At 68.1% G+C, this 18,706-nt stretch carries 17 protein-coding genes and 5 pseudogenes; 8 read left to right on the top strand and 14 right to left on the bottom strand.

Translation table 11 applies throughout. The annotated features are described in order from the left end of the window. A partial coding sequence (locus tag ACWDEN_RS34060; protein ID WP_450861723.1) for an alpha/beta hydrolase occupies positions 1-618 on the top strand: 618 nt, incomplete at its 5' end. Between the two features lie 383 nt (positions 619-1,001). Here the strand turns inward: ACWDEN_RS34060 and ACWDEN_RS34055 are convergent. The 13 genes and pseudogenes from ACWDEN_RS34055 to ACWDEN_RS33995 all read right to left on the bottom strand — a co-directional run bounded on the left by ACWDEN_RS34055 (position 1,002) and on the right by ACWDEN_RS33995 (position 12,722). Beyond that, entirely contained in the window at positions 1,002-1,613 is a 612-nt protein-coding gene (locus tag ACWDEN_RS34055; RefSeq protein WP_351622997.1) for a GAF domain-containing protein, read from the bottom strand. Then, positions 1,579-2,199, bottom strand: coding sequence for a GTP-binding protein (locus ACWDEN_RS34050; protein WP_351622994.1), 621 nt, complete (start codon positions 2,197-2,199; stop codon positions 1,579-1,581). Before ACWDEN_RS34050 ends, ACWDEN_RS34055 begins: the two co-directional genes overlap by 35 nt. Beyond that, a complete protein-coding gene (locus ACWDEN_RS34045; protein ID WP_351622991.1) occupies positions 2,177-2,563 on the bottom strand; it encodes a DUF742 domain-containing protein in 387 nt (128 codons plus the stop codon). Before ACWDEN_RS34045 ends, ACWDEN_RS34050 begins: the two co-directional genes overlap by 23 nt. 3 nt (positions 2,564-2,566) lie before the next feature. After that, positions 2,567-2,959 (bottom strand): roadblock/LC7 domain-containing protein, encoded by a 393-nt coding sequence (locus ACWDEN_RS34040; RefSeq protein WP_450861720.1) that lies wholly within the window; start codon positions 2,957-2,959, stop codon positions 2,567-2,569. Between the two features lie 74 nt (positions 2,960-3,033). After that, complete coding sequence (locus tag ACWDEN_RS34035; RefSeq protein WP_450861718.1) at positions 3,034-4,554, bottom strand: sensor histidine kinase; 1,521 nt, start codon at positions 4,552-4,554, stop codon at positions 3,034-3,036. 1,728 nt (positions 4,555-6,282) lie between these two features. After that, the gene (locus ACWDEN_RS34030) at positions 6,283-6,423 is read right to left on the bottom strand and encodes a hypothetical protein (RefSeq protein WP_450861733.1); all 141 of its coding nucleotides are present in this window, start codon (positions 6,421-6,423) and stop codon (positions 6,283-6,285) included. 126 nt (positions 6,424-6,549) lie between these two features. Beyond that, positions 6,550-6,606 (bottom strand): annotated as a pseudogene (locus tag ACWDEN_RS34025) (hypothetical protein); the annotation flags it as partial. 134 nt (positions 6,607-6,740) lie between these two features. Then, positions 6,741-7,196, bottom strand: a pseudogene (locus ACWDEN_RS34020) (recombinase family protein); the annotation flags it as partial. Between the two features lie 666 nt (positions 7,197-7,862). Continuing rightward, positions 7,863-8,201, bottom strand: coding sequence for a transposase (locus ACWDEN_RS34015; protein WP_450861716.1), 339 nt, complete (start codon positions 8,199-8,201; stop codon positions 7,863-7,865). Between the two features lie 35 nt (positions 8,202-8,236). Next, on the bottom strand, positions 8,237-9,205 hold the full coding sequence (locus tag ACWDEN_RS34010; protein ID WP_228626701.1) for an alpha/beta hydrolase: 969 nt from the start codon (positions 9,203-9,205) through the stop codon (positions 8,237-8,239). A gap of 289 nt (positions 9,206-9,494) precedes the next feature. Next, positions 9,495-10,061, bottom strand: a pseudogene (locus ACWDEN_RS34005) (integrase); the annotation flags it as partial. Between the two features lie 432 nt (positions 10,062-10,493). Further along, positions 10,494-11,210, bottom strand: coding sequence for a tectonin domain-containing protein (locus ACWDEN_RS34000; protein ID WP_450861714.1), 717 nt, complete (start codon positions 11,208-11,210; stop codon positions 10,494-10,496). Between the two features lie 93 nt (positions 11,211-11,303). After that, complete coding sequence (locus ACWDEN_RS33995; RefSeq protein ID WP_450861712.1) at positions 11,304-12,722, bottom strand: recombinase family protein; 1,419 nt, start codon at positions 12,720-12,722, stop codon at positions 11,304-11,306. Between the two features lie 132 nt (positions 12,723-12,854). Between ACWDEN_RS33995 and ACWDEN_RS33990 the strand changes: the two genes are divergently transcribed. The 5 genes from ACWDEN_RS33990 (at position 12,855) to ACWDEN_RS33970 (ending at position 16,907) form a co-directional block, all read left to right on the top strand. Next, positions 12,855-13,181 carry a putative quinol monooxygenase gene (locus ACWDEN_RS33990; RefSeq protein WP_450861710.1) on the top strand — a complete coding sequence of 109 codons (327 nt, stop codon included), beginning with the start codon at positions 12,855-12,857 and terminating at the stop codon, positions 13,179-13,181. Positions 13,182-13,579: 398 nt separating this feature from the next. After that, positions 13,580-14,584 (top strand): aldo/keto reductase family protein, encoded by a 1,005-nt coding sequence (locus ACWDEN_RS33985; RefSeq protein WP_450861709.1) that lies wholly within the window; start codon positions 13,580-13,582, stop codon positions 14,582-14,584. Positions 14,585-14,786: 202 nt separating this feature from the next. After that, the gene (locus ACWDEN_RS33980) at positions 14,787-15,557 is read left to right on the top strand and encodes an SDR family NAD(P)-dependent oxidoreductase (protein WP_450861729.1); all 771 of its coding nucleotides are present in this window, start codon (positions 14,787-14,789) and stop codon (positions 15,555-15,557) included. A 169-nt stretch (positions 15,558-15,726) separates the two neighbouring features. After that, complete coding sequence (locus ACWDEN_RS33975) at positions 15,727-16,149, top strand: VOC family protein (RefSeq protein WP_450861707.1); 423 nt, start codon at positions 15,727-15,729, stop codon at positions 16,147-16,149. Next, complete coding sequence (locus tag ACWDEN_RS33970; protein WP_450861705.1) at positions 16,146-16,907, top strand: SDR family NAD(P)-dependent oxidoreductase; 762 nt, start codon at positions 16,146-16,148, stop codon at positions 16,905-16,907. The genes ACWDEN_RS33975 and ACWDEN_RS33970 overlap by 4 nt, the downstream gene beginning before the upstream one ends. 103 nt (positions 16,908-17,010) lie before the next feature. Here the strand turns inward: ACWDEN_RS33970 and ACWDEN_RS33965 are convergent. Further along, positions 17,011-17,316, bottom strand: a pseudogene (locus ACWDEN_RS33965) (TetR-like C-terminal domain-containing protein); the annotation flags it as partial. A gap of 1 nt (position 17,317) precedes the next feature. On the opposite strand from ACWDEN_RS33965, the pseudogene ACWDEN_RS33960 reads away from it, so the two are divergent. Next, positions 17,318-17,473 (top strand): annotated as a pseudogene (locus tag ACWDEN_RS33960) (IS982 family transposase); the annotation flags it as partial. Positions 17,474-17,632: 159 nt separating this feature from the next. Continuing rightward, positions 17,633-18,622, top strand: a complete 990-nt coding sequence (locus tag ACWDEN_RS33955) for a cytochrome d ubiquinol oxidase subunit II (RefSeq protein ID WP_450861703.1) — start codon at positions 17,633-17,635, stop codon at positions 18,620-18,622. The last annotated feature ends 84 nt before the right edge of the window (positions 18,623-18,706 follow it).

Below are 18,706 nucleotides of genomic sequence, written 5' to 3'. Positions count from 1 at the left end.
CACTCCTCCGACACGCTCAACGTGCGTGCGGCCGACATCCGCTTCGTCATCAACCAGCTCGGCGCGATCAGCAAGGGCTCCAACCCGGACGTCGATCACGCCAGGCTCCCCACCGGGCTGTCGCACGCCGTGGACATGTCCCGCATCGGGATGTTCGGCGCTTCGCTGGGCGGCGCGGCGGTCGACACCTCCATGCAGCTCGACCACCGCATCGCCGCCGGCGCCAATCTGGATGGCCAGTTCTTCGGCCCGGCACCGAGCAAGAACCTGGACCGCCCCTTCATGCTGTTCAGCTCCGCCACCCACAACCGTGACAACGACGGGTCGTGGCGCACGCTGTGGTCGCATCTGAAGGGAGACCGGGTCGACATCCAGCTCCACGGCGCGGCGCACGTGTCGTTCGTTGACGACGAGGCGATGGCGCCGCAGGAGGCGATCCTGCTCAGACTCACGCCGGCCCAGCTCCAGCAGGTGTACGGCACGATCGACCCCAACCGCGCGATCGAGATCCAGCGCGTCTACCTCGCCGCCTTCTTCGACCAGGAACTGCGCCACCGGCACAGCACCCTGTTCGACGGCCCCGACAAGAAATACCCGGAGTTCTCCTTCGTCCGCTGACCAGAGCCTTCGAAGGGCCGGCCCTGAGCGCTCTTGTGCCCGGGCATATTCAAGTTCAACGGCAAAGGCGGCCGGGCGGCCCTCCCAGGGAAGGTGGTGACGACCCGCTGGCCCGATCCGGCCGACGCGGGCATCAACCTCGGGTTCCAAAGCACCAACTGGTCGTCTTGCCGAGGCCGGCACGGGACGGACGCTGGTCCGAAGGGCGAGCGACGGCAGCCGCCCGCAGCAGGGGAGCGGGCCCCTGCACACCGCGAGCATCAGGGCATCGCGAACGCCCGACCGCTGGGATCCCTTGGCCGAGATTTTCGGCATGGGCGGGTGCTGGACGGCCGCGCCGGGCACCTTCCGGGGGCGGCCGCGTGCGGGTTCGGCAGCGCCGGTCAGTTCCGACGGCGCGCCGACTCCTCGATTCGTTCGACCAGTTCCGCTGCCATGGCCTTGATCGTTTCCAGCCCCGTATGCCCCCATGGGTGCGGGTCCTGGTCGACTACGCAGATCGTGCCGAGCACCACGCCGGTGCTGTCTATCAGTGGTGCGCCCAGGTAGGAGTGGACGCCGATCGCGTCGACCACGGGGTTACCGGCGAACCGCGGGAAGTCCCGGATGTCCTCCAGCACCAGCGCCCGGCGGCGCTTGACCACGTGCGGGCAGATGCCCATGTCGATGTCGCGGGGCATGACGCGGCCGGGCACCGGGTCCTTCAGCAACGGCGGTCCCACGTGGACCGTGGTGTCCTGTGCGACGCTGTACAACCCTGCGAAGTACTGGCGGTCGGCGTCGAGGAAGAAGTTGACCCCGGCGTAGCAGCCACCGGTACGGTGTGCCAGCTTCCGTGCGAAGGCGTCGAGTTCCGTATCCGGACGGGCTTCGATGCCCAGCTCGCGCAGCCGCTCGGTTCTGGTACGCACCTGTGGGTCCTCCGGGGGAAGGAGCAGGTGGCGCAGGGCGATCCCGGACTCAGGCCCGGAGGAGTTGGTCGGTGTCGCTGCCATGGGAACTCCTTGTCGTGAGCAGATGCTGAATCAGTTCGAGCAGTACGCGGATGCCCGCGCTCTGGACGCGCGCGTCGCACAGCACGACCGGCACCTCCTGCCTGAGGTCGAGAGCGGTCCGCACCTCCTCCGCGCGGTAGCGGTGGGCGCCGTCGAACTCGTTGACGGCAACGACGAAGGGGATGCCACGCCGCTCGAAGAAGTCCACCGCTGCGAAGGAGTGCTCCAGCCTGCGGGTGTCGGCGAGGACCACCGCCCCGAGCGCTCCCTCGGAGAGTTCGTCCCACATGAACCAGAAGCGTTCCTGTCCTGGCGTGCCGAACAAGTACAGGACGTGGGACGGACTGAGCGTGATCCGGCCGAAGTCCAGGGCCACCGTGGTGGTGGCCTTGTTCTCCACTCCGTCCAGCCGGTCCGTGGCCGCGCTGACGGCGGTCAGTATTTCCTCGGTGCTCAGCGGCTCGATCTCGCTGAGCGCGTTGACGAAGGTCGTCTTTCCCACTCCGAACCCGCCGGCGATGAGCACCTTGATTCCCACCGGCAGGACTCTGGCGGGCAGCGGATCACAGTCGTTTGAGGAGGCCATCGCGTACCGCTTCCAGGAGGTCTCGATCAGGTCGTGCGGAGTGGCCCGGGGGAGGCGAGGGCGCATCACCTGCGACCACCGCGCCTCCCTCGGCCAGATCGGACAGCAGCACCTTGACCACGGCGGCGGGCACCTGCATCCGGGCCGCGACCTCGGCGACGCTCACAGGCCGCTCGCACAGCGCCAGCACCTGCGCATGATCCAGTCCGAAGGCGCCCTGCGTCTGGGCGCCAGTGGCCTGCACCACGGTCACGAGCGTGAAGTGGGACGTGGCCCTGGTCCGGCCGTCGCTCACGGTGTAGGGACGGACCAGCCGCCCGACCGCTTCGTCGATCAGCGGTCCGTCTGGGAGGACCGGCGTCATCGGTTACCCCACCGGGTGCCGGGGCGGTGTGGCCAGGTGCGGGCGCACGCTCTTCACCAGCATCCCCATCTCGTAGCCCAGCACCGCTGCATCCGCCTCGCGTCCGGCCAGCACCGCCAGCACCGCGCCGTGCCCGGCGGCCGAGACGAACAGCAGCGAGGTGCTGAGTTCCGTCACGATCTGTCGCACGTCACCGCCGTCGTCGAAGTGCCGGCCCGCGCTGCGCGCCAACGAGTACAGCCCACTGGCAAGGGCGGCCAGCTGGTCCGCGGCGTCCGCGTCGAGTCCCTCCGCTGCCTTCACCAGCCCGTCCGAGGACAGCAACAAGGCACTTCGGGTGTGTGGCACCCGGTTCACCAGACCTGTCAACAGCCAGGAAAGGTCTTCGCTCGCCACGATCGTGTACTCCTCTTCGACGGAAGGAAACGGCTTGCTGGACGGGGCCCCGGGCCTTCAGGGCGGCTCGGCTGTCAGTGCGTCTCCGCTTCCTCGGCTCTGCGCAGTCCGGTCTGGAACGCGGCCATCAGGCCCGGGTCGTGTGGGATGTCCTCGGCGGCACGGGCGCTGGGGACCGGGTGCGGCCGTTCGGCGCCGTGGTCCTGGCGGCGCCGCTGAGGCAGCCGCGGACGGTCGTCGCCGTCGGAGGGCACCGGGGCGGGCTGGGTTCCGGACTCGGACACGAGCGGATCCGCAACGACGCCCACCGCTGTCGCACGGGAGTCCGCCGTCTCGGGTTCCACCGGGTCCTGCGGCCCCGCGTCAGGGGCCGGGACGGTGTGGAGGACTGGCGTGGGAGCTGCGGGCTGCGGGCCGAGCAGTGCCTTGGGCAGCACCATGACGGCCTGCGTGCCGCCGTAGACGTTGCTCAGCAACTGCACGGCGATGTCGTGCCGCTGAGCCAGGGCGGAGACCACGTACAAGCCGATCCGGCCGTCCTGCAGCAGCTCGCCGAGGGCGACCTTGTCGGGTGCACTCAGAACGGTGTTCATCTGGTTGCGCTCGGCCGGGGACATGCCCAAGCCCCGGTCCTCGACCTCGATCGCCACCCCCGCGGCGACGGGCTCCACCCGCACGTGCACCGTGGTCTGGGGCGGTGAGAAGACCGTGGCGTTCTCCAGCAGCTCGGCCAGCAGATGGACGACGTCGACCACAGCGTGGCCGCTGACCGTTCCATCGATGGGGGGGACCAGCTTGACCCGGGCGTACTGGTCGATCTCTGCGACGGCGGAACGCAGCACGTCGGTCAGGCCGACGGGGCGGGCCCACTGGCGGTGGGTGTTCGCGCCGCCGAGCACGGCCAGGTTCTCGGCGTAGCGGCGGATCCGGGTGGACAGGTGATCCACCCGGAACAGCCCCTTGAGCAGTTCGGGGTCCTCGACCTCGTTCTCCAGGTTGTCCAGCAGGCCGATCTCGCGGTGCACCAGGGACTCCAGGCGGCGCGCCAGGTTGGCGAACACCTCGAACTGCTCCAGCCGGGAGTTGTGCTCCGCACCGACCGCACCGGCGGCGGTCTCCAGCAGGGCTGCCTCCGCCTCGTGCCGGGCCGCAGCGATCTCGAATCCAAGGCGGGAGAGTTCGTCCGGGCCGGTCTGCGGCGGCAGTTCCGGTCGGCGCCGCAGGGCCCGCTCCCCAGCCCGCAACCGGCGGCACAGCAACTCCAGTTCGGCCCTGCCCTCGGCTGTGGTACGGGTCAGCTCGGCCAGTTCGGCACGGTTCCGGTCGGCCGCGCGGGACAACTCCGCCCAGTGCTTGGTGACTGCTCGTGCCTCCGCTGCAGCCCGTACGCCCGCGATCCCGGACGCCATGGCACCGATGAGGATTAGGCCGGCCAACACCGCGCCCTGGTCCGCCCGGTCCAGGTGGCCATCGCCGACCCGCGCGGTGGCCACCGCACCGGTCACGGCGACCACGCCCGGCGGCAGCACGGACCACAGCACCTGACGCCGCCTCAAGAACCTGCCTCGCGACTCGGCCGTCACACGGGCGGTCATGGGTGACACCTGCCGGTCGTCCGGCGGCGTGGAAGGATCAGGCATAACAGTCCCCGGACAGTACGATGATCGGACCGGGCGCGCACGTTACCGCGTACCGGGACTCCGGTGTCAGCCCCTGGCGCGCACAGAGATCGAACCGTTGCCCTTCGACTTCGTTTTCGACGCGCCCGTCCCAGTCGTGCGAGTGGTGAAACGGCCACTGCCACGGAGGACAGGACCATGCCTGCGGACGTCACCATAAGGCTGGTGCGGCTCGGCTCGCTGCTCGGCGGACACCTCGCGGAGGCGTTGGGGGGCGTTTGCTGTGTTGGACGGGCCGGTGCGCAGTGTACGGATGGCCATGGGTCGGTGCGCTCTCGCAGGCTGAGCGGCCGGCCGCTGCCGAGCCGCGAGCGAAGTGACGTAGCACGCCACGTGTACAGGCGGCTGCTTGCAGCCGCTAGGGGGAGAGCTTGTCGACCCTCCACAGTACGCGGCTGCGCATGTGCAGATAGCGGTCGAGGAAGCCCAACACGAGGTCGGATGGCGCCGGACGATGGTGTCCGGCCTAAGACATGGAAGGTCCTGACCTTCTCGGAGGGGCGGGCCGGAGTGCTGCCCACTCCTTGTCGGTCAAGGGGACGAGTCGTACGCAGACGCGGCAGCCCATGCCGACGAGTGTGGCGGCGGAGGTGTTGGCCGGATCGAGGTCGCCGGGACAAGTCGGTGGGCATGGCGGACCTCGAAGCTGATGGCGAAGGCCTGCCGGGTACCCCACTTCCCTTCCCGGGTGTCGCAGCAAGCCAACCGCGAGCGCCGCTCTCGCCACCCGGGTCGCAAGCAGATGCCGGACCGAAAGGCTTGATCACCGATGTGTACGGTACCCCGCTCGCCGCCCTGCTGACCGGAGGCAACCGGCACGGCTTCACCCAGCTCGTGCTCCTTGTCGACGCGATTCCGCACGGGACCCTGGCGTCGCCGCCCAGCCACGCCGCGGGCCTGACTCGCTGTTTGGCCCCGCAACTGCCTTGCCGCGTACCACACTCTGGTGCTGCGCGCGCTGGCCAAGGGATCGTGCGGACCGGTACCAGAGTGACGAAGAGATACGCGATGCCATCGGCAAGGTACTGGCAGGCCGTGCCACGGCGGTCACCTCGCCGCTGTCGGTGTCACCTGCGACTGTTGGGCACTTGGCTACCGCCGCCCCGGGATCCCCGGAAAGAGCGCCCCGTGCGCCGACGGCGCATCCGCCGGGCACTCCGGGCGATGGTGCTGCTGGCGGCCGCCGTGTGCACCTACGTCATCTTTGGATCCCACGCCCCTGCTCGTTCCCGGGTCGCGGCACCCTCGCTGATCGGCGAGACGATGACCGAAGCCCGATCGAGCGCCCAGGCAGCCGGCGTACGCGTCCAGCCCATCCGACACCGAGTGTGCCCCCACCCCGGCACGCCGTCGGCCGAGTACGTGAGCAGACACCCTCGCCCGGCAGCCAGGTGCCACGTCACGCCATCCTACGGATCACCCTGTCTCCCGGCACACCTCATTGGAGGCAGAGCCTCCCCTGCGCCACCGCAACCGTATCGTCAGCGGTCAACTCCCCCTCGGACACAGAGTTACCCCACGGCGCCCTGTTCTTAAGTAGGGGAGATCGGCACCCGCTTCCGGCTCTCGGCCGGGGCGGGTGTTCGTCGTTGCGGGGTCTCCGGCCTGCCTTCTCCCCTTCGTCGGCGGTTCGGTGGGCATCGGTCAGGTGATGGTGATCCTTTCTGCCTGGGGCTTGTCCGCGGTCAGGGTTCTGGTCGCGGGGTCGTAGGTCAGGGTGATCTCCTCGCTGCGCAGGTGGGCGATTGTCTGGGCCGGTGTCGGTGGCGCCGGGTCACGGCTCACGGGTGCTGACCCCGGAGGATCCAGGCCGCTGGTGAGGCGGAGATGCAGGGCCGGCAGGTGCGGCAGTACCTGGTCTTCGCGCAGGTAGGCGTTGGGAGTGCGACCGGGGTCGGGCCGGGTAGCGCTGGTGTGGCCGTGGCGGCACCGGTAGCCAGGACGGTGGTGAGTCCAGTGGGACTCCATGCGCCGGCCGCAGACACCGCAGCAGAGCAGCCCTGCCAGTAGGTAGGCAGTCCAGGGACGGTTTCCCGGTGGGGGCGGAGGTTCTGGACGGTGATGAAGTCGGCCTCGCTGACCAGTGCTGGGTGTGCGGGCCGGGCGGAGATGATCCAGTCGGTGGGGGTGTTCCAGCGCATGACGTCGCGGTGGCCGAGGGTGGTGTTGGCGGGGTCGAGGAGGTCGTGGTCGGTGCGCTGGCGGTTCCAGACCTGCCGGCCGGTGTAGCGGGGATTGGCGAGGATCGCCCGGACCGTGTTCAGCACCCAGCGCTGCCCTTCCCGGTGCGGGTTCCGGGCGGGGTCGGCGACTGCCGGACAGGGGACACCGGCGTCGTTCAGGGCGCGGGTGATGCGCGCGACGCTGTGTCCGTCCAGGCGCTGGGCAAAGATCCAGGACACGATCGGCTCGCACTCGGGGTCGGTGTCCAGACGCTGCAGGCGCACGCCACGAAGCGCGAGGGCCCGGTTGGGGTGCGGGCCTGCATCGACCAGACGGTAGCCGTAGGGTGGTCGGCCGCTGAGATATCGGCCTTGATCGCGGGTCTGCACGGTCATCGCGGCGCGGGCGCGGATCCGGGCGCGGGCGATCTCCCGTTTGGACAGTATGCCAAGCAGGATCATCAGCTCTTCCTGCCCTGCGGTCTGCGGATCCACGGCCCCGCCCAGTTCCGGCACCCACACCTCGATGTCGTAGTGGTCGAAAAGCGGGGCCATGGTCGCGAACTGGTTGCCGTAGAAGGCGCGTTCACTGGAACCGATGACGATTGCGTCGAAGTCCCGGTCGGGGTCGGCCATCGCGGCGAGTAGGGCCGCCGCCTCAGGTCGGCGGGCCCAGGGGATGGTGCGGCTGCGCCCGGTGTCGAAGAACTCCGCGACGATCCGTCCGTGTCCGGACACCAAAGCCTGGGCGCGCAACACTTCCAGGCCCGTGACGTGTCCGGGTCCTGATGATCCTCGGTCGACACCCGGCCGTAGAACGCAAACCGCGTACCACTGGCGGGCGACATGCCAGCAGGGGAGGAGCAGGGAGTCCAGCTGCGGGCCCAGTCCGCTACGAGAGCCTGGGCTGCAGCGGGATCATGGGTGTGCCCGACCGTCTGGTGCGACGCTGTCATCATGGGCGCCTCCTCACAGCCGTCGTGCCCGGCCTTACCGTGGACATGCCCGGACAGGGAGGCAGGATGAGCTGCCCCGAGTTCCGTAGAGTCCGGTGATCTTGTTTCAGGCGGACTGCGAAGTGCACTCCTGGCTTCGCCAGAAGTCACGTTCGTACTCGGCGGGCGGGACGTAGTCGAGCGCGGAGTGGAGGCGTTCTTCGTTGTACCACGTGACCCACTGGAAGATCGCCCGCTCGCCCTGGTCGAAGCCGGTCCAGGGGCCCTGCATCTCTATCAGTTCGGCCTTGAAAGTACCGTTCAGTGCCTCGGCCATGGCGTTGTCATACGAGTCCGCCACCGAGCCGACTGATGCGGCGGCGCCGATGCCGGTGAGCCGGTCGGTATACCGAATGGATACGTATTGCATCTGGCGGGCGCGGTCGCCGCGGCCGTATTCCACCATGCAGTTCAGGAGTAAAGCTTCCGTGGTCGCAGACCTTAGGCTTGGCCGGTTCCGAGGGCGTTGCGCAGGAACAGAGTGGCCTGGTCGATGGCTCCGCGGGCGGCTTTGGACTGGCTGAGGGAGTTGAGCAACATGAAGTCGTGGACCGTGCCGTCGTAGCGCACGGTGGTCACCGGCACGCCGGCTGCTCGGAGCTTGGCGGCGTACGCCTCACCTTCGTCGCGCAGCACGTCGGCCTCGTCGACGATCAGCAGGGCGGGCGGCAGGCCGGTGAGCTGCTCGGTGGTGGCGTGGTTGGGAGACGCGGTGATCTCCGCGCGCTGGTTCGGGTCGGTCGTGTAGGCGTCCCAGAACCACTCCATCAGCTTGCGGCTCAGGTAGTAGCCGGTGGCGAACTGGTCGTAGGAACCAGTGTTCATGGCTGCGTCCGTGACCGGGTAGTACATGGACTGCTGTACGAACTTGACGTCGCCGCGTTCCTTGGCCATGAGGGCGAGTGCAGCGGTCATGTTCCCGCCGACCGATTCCCCGGCCACTGCCATGCGCTGTGCGTCCAGTCCCTTGGACGCTCCCTCGCGGATGATCCACTGCGCGGTGGCGTAGCCCTGCTCGATGGCCACGGGGTAGTGGGCCTCAGGTGACGGCGTGTACTCGACGAAGGCCACCGCCGCACGTGCGCCAACCGCCAACTCGCGCACCAGGCGGTCGTGGGTGCCGGCGTTGCCCAGTACCCAGCCACCGCCGTGCATGTACAACACGACGGGCAGCGTTCCGGTGGCGCCCTGCGGTTTGACGATGCGTACCCGTACGTCGCCCACGGTGGCCGGTACGGTGACCCACTCCTCGTCGACCGGCAGCTTGTCGACCGGTGCGGCCTGGAGGTCGTCGAGGACCTTGCGGGCTGCGGTCGGATCCAGCTCGTACAGGAACGGATGGTGCGAGGTCGCGTCGGCGAGCTCCTGTGCCTCGGGCTCAAGAACGATTGAGGCGGTCTGAGCAGCCATGGGAATACTCCCTGGGAAGTGCGAGAAGCGCATGGTGACGAGCGCAGGACGCTGAAGAGCGTCGCGGTGCGCTCGGGCTGTGGGGCGGCCAGTGGAGTCGACACCCTGGTTCAAGCCCCCGATGAAGCTAAATCCAGCATAGTCACGCATTCTCCGTCGCCGCATTCCAAGGAGCCGCCTTCGCCGTTCCGCACGCTGGGTGCGCGGCTCGGTGGCGACCAAGCCTCCTCGCCGCTCCACACGCGCTCGGCGCCACCCGCTCGGGCATCAGGCTTTGCTCGCCCTCGCCCAGCTCCGCAACGGTCACCAGATCGCAGGCGAGCAGTGCATCGGCTTGGCTGCGTAGGAAGTCGGCCCAGGTCGTGCTCTGCCATGCGGGGGCGGGTGGGATGCCGTGCTCCTTGAGGATTTCCCACACGGCGGAGGCGGCGACCTTGATGCCCAGGGCTGCGAGTTCACCGTGGATCCGGCGATACCCCCACGAGCTGTTGCCGCGGGCGAGGTGCAGGACCAGGGCGCGGATCGATAGAACGGTAGGTGGGCGTCCGTGTCGCTTCGGGACGCAGGTCGCGGCATGGCGGTGCTTGAGCAGGTTACGGTGCCAGTGCAGGATCGTGTCTGGGCGTACCAACAGAAGGAGCTGCCGCAACTTCTCCACGAGGAGGTGGTGGAGCAGGCCGGCGAGGACAGCGCGGTCGGTGTCCTCGAACCTGGGCTTGCCGACCTGGCGCTGCAGGACCAGCAGTTGGTGCCTCAGCGCCAGTATCTCGATGTCCTTCTCCGTGCTGCTCATCGGCAGCACGCGCAGGAACGCAATGGTGTTGGTCGCACCAAGATAGGCCAGGCGCAGCAGCACGACAGATCATGATGCCCCGGGTGCTCTGCGCAGATGAAGACGTCGGCGCGAGCGCTGAGCACAGTCGGAGATCAGCACTCAAGGCCGCGACCTGCACGGATGATTTATCGGCACCCGCAGAGCTGCCAGTTTCTGGAGGCCTCCGGGTCTCGGAGGTCCTCGGTGGAACAGCGTACGGCGAAGGCGAAACGGATCACGTGCGGTCAGACCCCCAGCGCATGCGTTCCTGAGGAATAGTGGGCGGTCGACCTATGCCGGGGCGCACCGTGACCGGACCTGATAAGGATGAGGCCACAGGTTCAAATCCTGCCGGGGCACAGAGAAGGGCCAGCTCGGGAGGGTTTCCCTCGAGACTGGCCCTTCGGCGTTTCAGAGGTCGTTGCCACAGGCGGGCCTTGTGTGGCGCACCAGGGTTCGCCTCAGGGGACGGGATCAGCCGGGCAGGTCGCCGGTGTAGCGGTAGATCGCGCCGGCGGCGTTGACGCCCCAGACGGTGCCGTCGGCGCCTACGCCGATGTCGGACAGCGAGCCGGGGATGTTGAGCCAGGGGTTGGCTGGGGTGGTGTCGCTGTAGCTGTAGTGGTAAATCGCGTCGGCGGGGTCGCAGCCCCAGACGGCGGTGCGGGAGCCGACGTCGATCGCTTTGAGTGAGCCGTTGAGGCCCTTCCAGTTGTTGGCGTCCCGGTCGCCGGTGTAGCGGTAGACCTGATTGGCTGCGTTGCAGCCCCAGACGGTGCCGTCGGCGCCCGCGCCGATGTCGGACAGGTTCCCGGGGATGTTGATCCACGGGTTGGCGGGGTTGGCGTCGCTGTTGCTGTAGCGGTAGACCGCACCGGCGGGGTCGACGCCCCAGACGTTGGTCCTGGAGCCCACCGTGATCCGCACCAGCGAGCCGTTGATCTTCTTCCAGTTGTTGCTGTCCTGGTCGCCGGTGTAGCGGTAGACCTCATGGGCTGCGTTGCAGCCCCAGACGGTGCCGTCAGCGCCCGCGCCGATGTCGGACAGGTTCCCGGGGATGTTGATCCAGGGGTTGGCGTCGTTGTTGGTGTAGCGGTAGATCGCGCCGGCGGCGTTGACGCCCCAGACGTTGGTCCTGGATCCCACGGCGATCCGCGCTAATGACCCGTCGATGCGCTTCCAGTCGGACATGCTGGCAGTCCCTCTCCAGTCGGGTGTGGTTCGTGTGCATGCTCTCCAAGCGGAACGATTCACTATTAGAGGTGATTTGAAGGGTGATCAGAGTTATTGGCTCAATGAGGTGGTTTGGCCGAGTGGCGGCCGCTTCCGCATTGGCCTCATGCAGGTCAGGCCAGCTGCGGAGATGACGCGATCGCGGCCACCCTCGCGAGGGATTGACATGGGCTGCCCAACCACAACGCCCCGTGAGCGCATCTCTACGTGTCCCTTGCCTGCGTCGGTCCTCGGATACAACGATTGACGATACGGTGACGAGGGCCTCGACCTTACGGTCGCGGCCCTCGTTGCGTGTTCGTAGCTGATGGTGATGCCCAGGGCGTCGTAGAGTGGACCTTTCTTCTCGACGGCGGCGGTCTGGATGCGTTGTGCGATATCTTCAAGACTCTCAGTGATCTGCTGGATCTGCCGCGTGTCGAGCGGGGATTGCTTCTTTCGAGGGACGGCGGGGTGTGCGTCGAGCTTCCTCTGTGCCGCGTCCTTGTCTCGCTGGGCGTCGTTGATCCACTGGGTGACGACGGCGGGGTCGGCTCCGGCATCGAGGGCGGCCTGGTAGCGGGCGAGGCGCCGCTCGCATTCCTTGATCGCCTGGCGTGCTTGGGCCTGTTCGGGGGTCTGGGGCTCTGCGGTGCTTGCTGCGGCGCTGGCGTGGGTGAGGGCTTCGATGGTGGCGGAGAGCCGGTCCGGGGCGAAGGCCCGGGCGATCCACTCATCCAGTGCCTGGCAGACGATGTCTTCGCGCAGGTAGACGGTGCGTGGGTGGGTGAGATCGGGGTAGCGGGCGGCTTCTTCCTCTTTGAACTCGCAGCGGTAGTAGACGTGGTTGCGGATGGTGGAGGGCTGCATCTTGCGCCCGCGCAGGCTGCACCGGGCCCGGCCGCGTAGAGCGTAGGGGCGCGCGCCCCGCTTGCCGGCGCGCTCCTGCCGCCCTTGGTTGCGGGCGCGCTGTGTGCGCACGGTGCGGGCGGCATCGAAGAGAGTGGGGCTGGTGATCGCTTCGTGGGCGGGTTCGTTGGAGTGGATCCACTCATCAGGCGGGTTGTGGGTCATGTGGGTGCGGTGGCCGAGGGTGACATCGTCGATGTCGAGGAGGCGTTCTTCCTTGCGTTGCTTGTTCCAGACCTCGTGGCCGGTGTAGCGGGGGTTGAGGAGGATGGCGCGTACGGCGCCTTGCTGCCATGCGGTCTTCTTGCGGTGGGGATTGCGGGTCGCGTCGTGGGCGGAGGGGCAGGGGATGCGTTCCCGGGTGAGCTGGGTGGCGATGGCGCTGTAGCTCATGCCGTCCACGTACATGCGGAAGATCCGCTGCACGACGGGTGCGGCGGCTGGGTCGGGCTCGAGCTTGTGGATGCGCTGGCCGGTGGCGGCCTTGGACGGGTTGGGGTGGGGGCCTGCGTCGGCGATCCGGTAGCCGTAGGGTGGCCGCCCGTCGAGGTAGCGGCCTTGGAGCTGGGCCTGGGAGCTCACGGCCCGGCTCATGCCATGGCGATCTGGTTGACGGAGAGGAGGATCTCGATGGGGCCAGGCTCCTCACGCTACCGCGCGGTGGTCGCCCGTCGTCCTACGATGGGTGAAGATCACATGCGAAGGGAGCGGGAAATGATCTTCATCACGGCCAAGTTCCGGATCAAGCCGGAGTACGCGGAGAGGTGGCCCGAGATCTCCCGTGAGTTCACGGAGGCCACTCGCAGTGAGCCCGGCTGTCTGTGGTTCGACTGGTCGCGCAGCCTCGACGATCCGACCGAGTATGTGCTCGTCGAGGCGTTCCGGGACGGTGAGGCCGGTACCGCGCATGTCCAGTCCGACCACTTCAAGTCGGCACAGCAGACCCTGCCACCCCACCTGGTCGAGACGCCGAGAATCGTTAACGCGGCCCTGGAGCAGGATGACTGGTCCCTGCTCGGGGAAATGGCAGTCAAGGGCTGACGGAGTCGCGGAGGGGCAGGGAAACACGACTGCCGCGTTCTCCCGCGCCGGGACATGTCACTCACCGCCACCATGTGCGTGCGGTGCCAGGGCCTCGCCCACCGCCTCGCCGGAAGACAGTGGATCCAGGTCGCCATCCGGGGTGTCTCGGCCCACCTCTGGCCAAGACACCCGGGTCGCCGGGGCACGAGGCCGACCGGCGGCTGGGTAACCCTGTCCGGGGTACGTTCAGCAGCAGTAGGCAAGTGCTGTTGCCGGGGCCCACGAAATGATCTGATGAAAGTCCCTGCCAAGCGTCGCTCCGGTAACCGCCTGGGTGCCGAGCCTGCGGCAGACCGTGGTGCGCCTGCACCGGGCCGTGTCGACTGCCTCGCGCATGACAACAAAGGACTGCCCCTATGGAATACCGTCATCTTGGCCGCAGTGGTCTGGTCATCAGCGAGATCGCCTACGGGAACTGGCTGACCCATGGCTCGCAGGTGGAGGCGGACGCGGCGATCGCGTGCGTGCGCGCGGCGCTGGACCTCGGCATCACCACCTTTGACACGGCCGATGTCTATGCGGCAACGCGTGCCGAGTCGGTGCTGGGCGATGCGCTGAAGGGCGAGCGCCGCGAGGGACTGGAGATCCTCACCAAGGTGTATTGGCCGACCGGACCGGGTCGCAACGATCGGGGGCTCTCGCGCAAGCACATCATGGAGTCGATCGAAGGGTCGCTGCGACGCCTGCGGACCGACTACGTGGACCTGTACCAGGCGCACCGGTACGACGTGGCCACGCCGCTGGAGGAGACGATGGAGGCGTTCGCCGACATCGTCCACTCCGGCAAGGCCCACTACATCGGTGTTTCCGAGTGGCCCGCGGAGCAGATCCGGCGTGCTCACGCGCTGGCGCGGGAACTGCACATCCCTCTGGTGTCCAATCAGCCCCAGTACAACGCCTTGTGGCGAGTGATCGAGGGGGAGGTCGTGCCCACCTGCGAGGAACTGGGCATGGGTCAGGTGGTGTTTTCTCCGATCGCGCAGGGTGTGCTGACGGGCAAGTATGAGCCCGGTCGCCGTCCCCCGCAGGGCTCGCGGGCCACCGATGACAAGGGCGGGGCCGACATGATCGCGCGGTGGATGCGCGACGAGGTGCTGGAGGCCGTTCAGCGGCTCAAGCCGCTGGCCGCCGAGGCCGGTCTGTCGCTCGCGCAACTGGCCGTGGCCTGGGTGCTGCAGAACTCCAACGTCTCGGCCGCCATCATCGGTGCCTCGCGTCCGGAGCAGGTCGAGGAGAACGCCAAGGCGTCCGGTGTCGTGCTGGAGGCCGACCTCACGGCCCGCATCGAGGAGGTCCTGGAGCCGGTTGCGGTCACCGACCCCAAGCGGGTCCACGACAATGTGCCACAGCGCCGCCCCTGAGGCGTCGACGCCATTGCGGTGATCGGCAGCCGCGACCTTTCGGGCCTCCAAGCCGGTCTCCGTGAAGCGTCACAACAGCACGCCCCCTGCCTCCTCACAGCCGAATGAGGCAGCTGGGGAAGCAGCACTCCACAACGGCGGCCCCTTTCGACGGACGGTCCGCTCCCTCCGCACATCCGAATCACACACGTGGCTGGATCGCATGACTCGTTTTCAGGACCGGGTGGCAATCGTCACGGGCGCAGGAGCTCCGGACGGGATCGGTGCCGCGGTGGCGCGGGGACTTGTCGCGGAGGGCGGCCGGGTCGTGTTGTGCGCGACCTCCGAGCGGATCCACGAGCGTGCCGCGGAATTGGGCGAGGCTGCTGTGGGTGTGGTCGCCGACCTGACAGTCGAAGGAAGCGCGGATGCCATGCTGCACGCCGCATTCGAGCGATGGGGTCGGGTCGATGTGCTGGTGAACAATGCGGGCATGACCTCGGTGACCTCGGGCTGGGACGCTGACGGGGATGTCGCCGCCCTGTCACTGGCGGACTGGAACGCGGCCCTGGCCCGCAATCTGACGACGGCCTTCTTGATGTGCCGTGCCGTGGTGCCCGCCATGAGGGCGGCTGGATACGGCCGGATCGTCTCGGTCGGCTCCACCACGGGAACGGTCACGGCGATGCCAGGTCAGGCCACCTACACAGCGGCGAAGGCCGGCCTGGTGGGGCTGTCCCAGGCGCTCGCCCTCGAGGTCGTCAGGGATGGCGTGACGGTGAACATCGTGGCTCCCGGTTATGTGGCGACCGGTTCACAGCTGGAGTTCGAGGCCGCGGCCGCCGCGGCGGGGCCGTTTGGACGCAGCGGCACGGCGGAGGAGATCGCGGCGTGCGTGCTGTTCTTGGCGCATGAATCGGCTTCCTTCGTCACCGGCACGGTCCTGGTGGCGGACGGCGGTCACCATCTCCCGGAGACCTGGCCCGCTTCGTGAAGCCGAGGGGCCAGGCATCCTCCTGTCGCCCCTGCCCTGGTGCTGACCCACCCCTGAATCTTCGGGATCTCAGTCCGACCACCGCGAAGCCCCCCGGGCCCCTTGTTGCCGGTGATTCGACATTCGGCTGTTGCGAGGTCGGAGCGCACCGAGCCGAAGGAGTGTTCACATGCCTGTGCGCCCCGCCTTCCATCTGGCCATACCGGTCGATGACCTTGACGTTGCACGCCAGTTCTACGGAGATGTCCTCGGGCTGAGCGTAGGACGGTCCACTGGCCACTGGATCGACTGGAACCTGCATGGCCACCAGGTGGTGACTCATGTGGTCCCCGGTGGCTCTGTGCCCGCTGGGAACAGTGAGGTCGATGGGCATGCGGTGCCCGTCCCACACTTCGGGCTGTTGCTGTCGACCGAGGACTTCCATGCGCTCGCCGAGCGACTCCGTGCGGCGGGTACCGAGTTCGTCATCGAGCCTTACCTCCGATTTTCCGGCGAGCCGGCGGAGCAGTGGACGATGTTCCTCCACGATCCGGCCGGCAACGCGTTGGAGTTCAAGGCGTTCCGCGACGAGTCCCAGGTCTTCACGCGATGAGGCGGGTGCTGGTCACAGGGGCGTCGCGCGGGATCGGCCGGGCGGTGGCCCTTGCGTTCGCTGAGCGCGGGGACCGCGTGGGAATGCACTACGCGACCAACCGCGCGGACGCCGAGGAAACGCTGCGGCGACTGCCCGGTTCCGGTCACGCCCTACTCGCGGGCGATCTTGGCGATCCGCAAGCGGCGCGGGAGATCGTCGACGGTGCCGTGGAGAGGCTGGGCGGGGTCGACGTGCTGGTCAACAACGCCGCCGCCGCACCGTCCGACAGCACCCGGCACTCCGTGGCCGACGTGTCCTATGAGGACTGGCAGCTTGTCTGGCACCGCATGGTCGACGTCAATCTGCTCGGCGCGGCGAATGTGACCTACTGCGTCGCCCGGCACCTCATCGGCCGCGCCGGTACAGGCAGCATCGTCAACATCGGTTCGCGCGGTGCTTTCCGGGGCGAACCCGACTTTCCCGCGTACGGTGCGAGCAAGGCTGCACTGCACGCCTTCGGGCAGTCGATGGCCATCGCGCTGGCACCCCACGGCATCGCGGTGACGTCTGTGGCGCCAGGCTTCATCGCGACCGAACGGCAGGCCCCGAAGATGGCGGGCCGAGGTGGCGAGACCTTGCGCGGCCAGAGCCCGTTCGGACGGGTTGGGACGTCCGAGGAGGTCGCGGCCGCGGTGCTCTACCTGGCCTCACCGGAAGCCGCCTGGTCGTCCGGAACGGTACTCGATCTCAATGGCGCCTCCTACCTTCGGACTTGAGGACTCGCGGACACATCGGCACTGGTTCGCGCGTCATCCTGACCATCGCGCACGTTGCGGAATGCTCCCGCGTCCGCTGGTCAGTGCCCTGTAGCGCACATGATCACGGCCATGCCGACGAGGCCGACCAGGGCGCCGCTGATGTCGAAGCGGTCGACGGCCACAGCATTCGGCCACGGTCAGCGAAGGTGATCAGCCACTCGAAGCTCTCGTCGATGTCGGCGCTCCACTGGAAGCCGCCTGCCGCCTGCAACGTGGCGAAGTCGTGGCAGAGGCTGCGGAGCATGCGCAGGGCGTGGTTCCAGTCGGACTCTGCGGTCTCGTAGCCGCTCAGGACCGCCGTGAACGCGTCGAGCAGGCGCTGCCCCGCGGTGGCCAGCGGATCGTCCGGGCCGGAGGGTGCCGCGCCGAAAGGCCAGCTCGACCTGGAACAACACGGGGCGCGCACCGTCGAAGGCGTCACCGTACGCGTGGCCCAGCGCGTCCTGGCACTCGCCGCCGCGGTCTGGAACAACTTCCAGACCGCCCAGGCGGTAAGCCGCTCACTGACCGCCTACGACCACTAAACGTATTCGGACAGACTCGTCTGGTGTGGATGGCGGTCATGTCCCCTGTGGTGGTGTAGCGAGGTCGATCTGATCTTTGTAGATCGTGTCCATGCTTCCCTCGGGGAGATAGCGGCGGGGAAAGGCGATCCACTCGTCGTGCTCCACGTTCACCCCGGCATGAGCACGGTGATCGCGGCAGTCCTGTTCGTCGGAGTCATCGCCTACGCCCTCTTCGGCGGGGCGGACTACGGGGCCGGCTTCTGGGATCTGACAGCCGGGGGCACTACGCGAGGACACCGCATCCGCGAGCTGATCAACCTTTCCCTCAGCCCGGTGTGGGAGGCCAACCACACGTGGCTGATCTTCTGTCTCGTCACGATCTGGACGGGCTTTCCACAAGTCTTCACCGCCATCACCACAACCCTGTACCTCCCCCTGGGACTGGCGGCGCTGGGTATCGTCACGAGGGGAGCGGGCTTCGCCTTCCGCCATGCGCTGGCCGAAAGGCAGGGGGAGCGGATCAGCGGTGTCGCCTTCGCCTGCTCGTCGGTATCCACCCCGTTCTTCTTCGGCACCATCGCCGGCGGGATCGCCTCCGGCCGCGTGCCCTCGACGGGGCACGGTGACGCGCTGTCCAGCTGGCTCAATCCGACCTCCCTTCTCGGCGGGGTCCTTGCGGTCACCGTCTGTGCCTACCTCGCCGCCGTGTTCCTCACGGGGCAGGCCCGGCGTCGAGCGGACACCCCCCTGGAGAAGGCGTTCCGCCGCCGGGCCTTCGGGGCGGGCGTAGTCGCGGGACTGGTGGTCCTTGCAGGCGTGTTCGTCCTGCACTCGGACTCCCCGCACCTGTTCCACCAGTTGAGCACGTTGGGCGCGCCGCTCCTGGCCGCCTCGGGCCTGTGCGGTCTCGCCGCGCTTCTCCTGTTACGCAAAGGCCGCCCTCCCGTCGTACGCACCCTGGCCGCCCTCGCGATCGCCACCGTCGTCGCGGGATGGGGAGTCGCCCAGTACCCCTACCTTCTGGGCACCCACCTGACCATCCAGCATGCGGCAGCTCCGTCGGCCAGCTTGTGGGTACTGCTCGGAGTCTCCTGCGTCGCGGCCGCCCTGATCGCGCCTTCGCTCCTCCTGCTGTACGTCCTGCAGCTGCAACGCAAGCTCGGCTGACAAAAAGCCGACGCGGCACTCCTGCTACGAATGCGCCGGACGACCAGGCACTTTCCACCAGCCTTCCGTGAGGCGGAAGCCGTA

Source organism: Streptomyces sp. NPDC001153 (assembly GCF_053598315.1).
Note: the sequence above shows the minus strand (reverse complement) of the source record. Positions and strands in the feature narration are given on the sequence as shown.